The following is a 4,930-nucleotide window of genomic DNA, read 5'->3' as shown; positions in this document are numbered from 1 at the left end:
ATATATTTTTGTAGATTTGTTGTTTTAAGAAATGAGGAATAATGGGTTGGTTATTTGGCCGACATGAAGAAGAAAAATCTTCAAAAGTTGAAGACAAAATCGTAGAGGTAAAAACTGGTCCATGGGATTTCAATGATGAAGATGCTCCTGATTTTAGCGATTATCTAGATTTTGGTTCAATCTATATTCCATACTTTCAAGGCATTGAGTTGCGAGTAAAAAAGCAGCATGAAACATCGCAAGTTCTTGGTATGACAGTAACTTATGGTTCTTCAAGCGTAGAAGTTGAAGCTTTTGCTGCGCCTAAAACATCTGGTATCTGGCTAGAAGTGTGCAAAGATTTGCTTGATGGTAATAGTCAAGCGTGTACAGTACAAGGCGAATTTGGTACTGAGCTACTGTTACCTGTAAAAGTTGGAGAAAAAACCATTACAACGCGTATTGTTGGCGTTGATGGTCCTAGGTGGATGCTTCGCGGAGTATTCTCTGGGCCTGCAGCAACAGAGCTTGCAGATAATAATAACGAAACAAAACAATTAGACGAATGGTTTAAGGGGATTGTTGTAAATCGTGGTGAAGAGCCGCTTGCGCCTCGCGATTTTATTCCTATGCATGATCCAATAACTAGAGAAGAAAAAGAAGCTGCTTTAAATGCAGAAAATAGCGGTAAAGATGGGGAAAATAATACGTCTGATGAAGATGCTAATAATGCACTAAAAAAAGACGATAAACCATTAGGTTACGACCAACAAGTAGAAGTAAAAACTACGCTTACACGCGGTCCAATGTTTGCTGAAATTAGATAATGCAAGTAGTAGAAAGTTAATTGAATGGATTCACAAGAATCTTTACAGAAATCCGAAGAAGAGTTTTCTTCGCAAGAGTTTTCAAATGAAGTAAAACTCAACGATTCTGCGCAAACCAACGATTCTGCGCGAACCAAAAAACGCTCAGGACTAGCGACATTGGCTTCAATCGGAGCCGAAGGGTCTACATTTTCTGTAATTGATTCAATGGGTGGCGTTCGAGGCGTAATCGAATCCATGCTGCCCGGCTTGCTGTTTGTTATTTGCTTTGTTGTAACACGAAATGTGCAAACAACGGTTATTGTGTCAGCTGTGATTGCTGTTTTGCAAGTTGTGATTCGTCTTATTCAGAGGCAATCGCTTATGGGAGCAATTAGTGGACTTATTTCCATTGGAATCTGCCTTGTTTGGGTGTGGACGAGTCACCAAGCGCGCGACTACTATATGATGGGCTTTATTACGAACGCTGTTTATGGTGCGCTTCTTGCTATTTCGCTGATTGTGCGCGTGCCTGCTTTAGGGCTTGTGATTGAGTCAATTCGCAAAATGCCTACAGAAAACTTTGGTGCGTGGCTTCACGAATGGCTCGATTATAAGCCGCTTAAGCGAGCGTATATGTATGTGACAGGATTGTGGATTGCTGTTTTTGTGCTGAGGCTCGTTTTGCAAGTGCCATTATATTTGACGAATCACGTTGTGTGGCTTGGTACCGTTCGCTTGATTATGGGATTGCCGTTCTGGGCGCTCGCAATTTGGGTTTCTTACTTGATTATTGCAACGCCGTTTATGCGTCTACATCATAAAAATCGTGAAGAGAAGCATAGCGAAGAAAATCAGCTTAACTAAAATCGGCTTAACAAAACGCAAAACTAAGGGGTAGTTTATGCAAGTGACGATGCGAATCGAGCGATATGCGGATCAAGGCAGATGTGTAGGTCATCTTGACGGACGCGTTGTATTCGTGCGATTTGCGCTACCTGGTGAGCTGGTTGTTGTGCGCATGGATGAGCCGATGCGTGCAAAAGCGCACTTTTTTACTGGCGAAGTTGTGGAAGTTTTGGAGCCTAGCGCGGATCGTGTAGAGCCGCAATGGAAACTCGCTGGTCCTTTGGCTCAGGGTGGTGGAGTTGGAGGAGCGGATTTAATTCACGTTTCTTTGCCTGGGCAGATTCGTTGGAAGGCTTCCGTAATTGCTAATCAATTCCAGCGTTTAGCGCATATGGATGTTGTGGAAAGCGATGTTAACGTTGAGCGCATGCCGGGGGATGAGGAGCTTAACGGATTTAATTGGCGTACGCGCATGGAGTTGGTTGCGGATGATGAAGGGCGATTGTCTATGCGAAAGCGCGAGTCGCATGATCGCATTGCGATTGATACTATGCCACTTGCGTCGCGCGCGGTTTTAGCAGTTGCGGATTCTTTGGATTTGTGGAATCGCAAATTTGAGCCAAATTCGCAAATTCGCCTTGCTGTTCCAGAGCCTCGAGTTGATGGTTTGGATTTTGGTGTTTCTGGTGATAAGTCTGCGCTCCTTAGTGCGATTGGCGAAAATTATGCGCTTATAGTAAATGATGAACTGGTTGCAGGCTCGGCTTTGTTGCGCGAGCGCGTGCGCGTTGCGGTTGATGGTGATTCATCGCGTGCGCGTACTTTTGATTACAATGTTGACGCGCGTGGTTTTTGGCAGATTCATCGCGCAGCTCCAGAACATTTGGTGAACTACGTTTTGGGATTAGTTCGTTCTGCGCTTGGTGGGCGTATTAAGAATACGGTTTTGTGGGATTTGTATTCTGGATCTGGTTTGTTTACGATTCCGCTTGCTACTTTGGCTAATATTGGCGGAGATTCTTCTAGTGCCGTGGGTGCTATTGGTACTACTGGCGCTTTTGGTTCTGCAGAGCCAGCTCGCGTGCTTAGCATTGAGGGTGCGCCGATTGCTGTAAAGAATGCAAGGCGAAACATTGGGCGCGCAGGTCTTGGCAGGGATGTTGTTGAAGCGCTTGAAGGCGATGTTTCGCAAACGCTTGAATCACAGGTGTTTAAGGCGAGTAAGTCATCTAAGATTGTGCGCCGATTTGCGCATCCTGATGTTGTTGTGTTAGATCCTCCGCGCGCTGGCGCTAAAGCTCAAGTTTGTAAGCAGATTGCTAAGTCTGGAGTAAGAAGCGTTGTGTACGTTGCTTGCGATCCGACTAGTCTTGCTCGCGATGTTGGCACGTTTAGAGAGCTTGGCTACAACGTTCAGTCTTTGCGCGCGTTCGACATATATCCCAACACTCACCACGTCGAGAGTGTCGTATTGATGTCAAGGGCTTAATAGGTGGGTGCATTTTTGCCCTTATGTAGCAAGGCTTAGCGAGGGCTATCGTTAAAAGGTTTAATGYGMRGYGGCTTTAAGCTGKGTTCTCGTGATTTTTGAGYGYRRTTTKGCTGTWTGAGGGAASATGTCAACGCTCTGGGGTCGAGTGCACAGGATGTTAACGTTAAAAGGTGCACCCACTTTGCACCCACCCTGTGAAGTGGTAAAATATAGCTCAAAAGGTAAAGTGAAACCTGATTATTAGTATGTGCACGAGGAGGTATTTAAGGAAATGGACAAGCTCGTTCGTTTTTGCCGTGAAGTAGCGACATTCGGCTTGACGGTTGCCTTAATCGCGATGCTGGTTGCCTTAATATGGGGTGGCACACTTGCTATTAGAATTGGTTTTACCTCTTTTGTTATTGGTGTCACAGTGATCTCGCTTAAGACTGTCCTTCGAAAGACTGATTGAATTTTGTTTGGTTCAAGTCAATAGTTGAATATCTCACGTTGTGTGACTATTACTGATTTCTGTCAGTAATAGTCACTTCTTTTTATGAATCTTAAAGTCAGGCTCAATGTCCGTCCTGTTTAGCCGGTGATTAGTTAGCGTCATGGGAAATGAGAAAGATCATGGAATGTTTATTCCGATTAAGGATGGGAATGTGTATGCTGAGTGCGAACGGTGCGGTGTAGTTGAAAGGATTACCTCACCATGCAAATTCATTGCTAGCACATTTAGGTCAAGAGTGAACTTCAATGAAGGTTATGAACTTTGTGAGAAGTGCTTGCAAGAGGTTGAGTTTGTTACTGTCGCTTTGAGAACTGGGAAATTACCTAATCGAGAATTGAAATAACTGAAAAAGCAAAGCAGTGATAACCGTAGTAATACAGGAAAAACTAAAGGGTTAGACAAATTTCTGAAAATAGCCTAACAATTTCACGTCGAGAGTGTTGTATTGATGTCAAAGGCTGATTAGGTGGGTGCATTTTTGCCATTGTGTAGCAGGGGTTTGCGAGGGCTATCGTTAAAAGGTTTAATGCGAAGCAGCTTTAAGCTGTCTTGGCGTGGTTTTTGAGCGCGATTTTTCTGTATGAGGGAAGATATCAACGCTCTAAGGTCGAGTGCAATAAGTTCAATGACTGTTGCTTGTGCACAATGTGATATACAAATGTATCAATCACTTGGATTTTCAATTAAGATTGGGAACTTGTTTGCATTTGAACCATAAGTCACAGTCATTAGATAAAAAATAAAGGAGTAAACTATGGAACATAATTGCGGATTTATTAACGATAAAAAAGCATTTAGATATAGAGCGGCAGCTATCATAGTCGAAGAAGGTTGTGTGCTATTTGCAAGAAATGATGAGGATGACTATTTCTACTCAGTTGGCGGAGCGGTTCACATGGGTGAGACTTCAGAAGAAGCCGTTAAGAGAGAAGTATTTGAAGAGACAGGTCTTAATTATGAAGTAGATCATCTTGCCGTCATACACGAGAACTTATTCATCGGTAGTTCCGGCTTAGATGGAGTAGACTTCCATGAGCTTACACTCTACTACTTGATGAAGTCCATGGGCAAAAGAGATTTTACGAGCCAAAGCACTACAGAGTCAGGTGCTAAAGAGACAATGCATTGGTTACCTATAGATGAGCTTGATAAGTTTAAGGCTTACCCGACATTTATGAAAGAATATCTTAAATCGGAGCATAGTGGAATAGAGCATATAATTTCAGATGAAAGATATTAATGAATCCCGCTATTATGGCAAGAGATCGTTACATAAACATTATTTCTTAGAAGATTATGACAATAATAATG

6 protein-coding genes are annotated in these 4,930 nt (G+C 43.0%); all 6 read left to right on the top strand.

All coding sequences use genetic code 11. The features are described 5' to 3' along the window. The first annotated feature begins 41 nt into the window (after positions 1 to 41). The 6 genes from A5294_RS04920 (at position 42) to A5294_RS04900 (ending at position 4,859) form a co-directional block, all read left to right on the top strand. Positions 42 to 806: a DUF3710 domain-containing protein gene (locus A5294_RS04920; RefSeq protein WP_004105066.1), complete on the top strand. Its 765-nt coding sequence runs from the start codon at positions 42 to 44 to the stop codon at positions 804 to 806. Between the two features lie 24 nt (positions 807 to 830). Next, the gene (locus A5294_RS04915; protein WP_231880196.1) at positions 831 to 1,652 is read left to right on the top strand and encodes a DUF3159 domain-containing protein; all 822 of its coding nucleotides are present in this window, start codon (positions 831 to 833) and stop codon (positions 1,650 to 1,652) included. Positions 1,653 to 1,689: 37 nt separating this feature from the next. Then, positions 1,690 to 3,123: a class I SAM-dependent RNA methyltransferase gene (locus tag A5294_RS04910; protein WP_064340602.1), complete on the top strand. Its 1,434-nt coding sequence runs from the start codon at positions 1,690 to 1,692 to the stop codon at positions 3,121 to 3,123. Between the two features lie 274 nt (positions 3,124 to 3,397). Continuing rightward, positions 3,398 to 3,577, top strand: a complete 180-nt coding sequence (locus A5294_RS04905; RefSeq protein ID WP_004114740.1) for a hypothetical protein — start codon at positions 3,398 to 3,400, stop codon at positions 3,575 to 3,577. Positions 3,578 to 3,719: 142 nt separating this feature from the next. Continuing rightward, on the top strand, positions 3,720 to 3,962 hold the full coding sequence (locus A5294_RS06910; RefSeq protein ID WP_082851884.1) for a hypothetical protein: 243 nt from the start codon (positions 3,720 to 3,722) through the stop codon (positions 3,960 to 3,962). A 411-nt stretch (positions 3,963 to 4,373) separates the two neighbouring features. Further along, positions 4,374 to 4,859 (top strand): NUDIX hydrolase, encoded by a 486-nt coding sequence (locus A5294_RS04900; RefSeq protein ID WP_004574859.1) that lies wholly within the window; start codon positions 4,374 to 4,376, stop codon positions 4,857 to 4,859. Positions 4,860 to 4,930 lie beyond the last annotated feature (71 nt).

It is taken from the genome of Gardnerella sp. 30-4 (assembly GCF_001641215.1).
In the GTDB taxonomy this organism is placed as follows: domain Bacteria; phylum Actinomycetota; class Actinomycetes; order Actinomycetales; family Bifidobacteriaceae; genus Bifidobacterium; species Bifidobacterium leopoldii.
Note: the sequence above shows the minus strand (reverse complement) of the source record. Positions and strands in the feature narration are given on the sequence as shown.

Excerpts from the sequence above, each read along its gene's own strand:
- A5294_RS04915 (WP_231880196.1), top strand. The coding sequence starts at position 831 with ATGGATTCACAAGAATCTTTACAGAAATCCGAAGAAGAGTTTTCTTCG.
- A5294_RS06910 (WP_082851884.1), top strand. The coding sequence starts at position 3,720 with ATGGGAAATGAGAAAGATCATGGAATGTTTATTCCGATTAAGGATGGG.
- A5294_RS04900 (WP_004574859.1), top strand. The coding sequence starts at position 4,374 with ATGGAACATAATTGCGGATTTATTAACGATAAAAAAGCATTTAGATAT.
- A5294_RS04920 (WP_004105066.1), top strand. The coding sequence starts at position 42 with ATGGGTTGGTTATTTGGCCGACATGAAGAAGAAAAATCTTCAAAAGTT.
- A5294_RS04910 (WP_064340602.1), top strand. The coding sequence starts at position 1,690 with ATGCAAGTGACGATGCGAATCGAGCGATATGCGGATCAAGGCAGATGT.
- A5294_RS04905 (WP_004114740.1), top strand. The coding sequence starts at position 3,398 with ATGGACAAGCTCGTTCGTTTTTGCCGTGAAGTAGCGACATTCGGCTTG.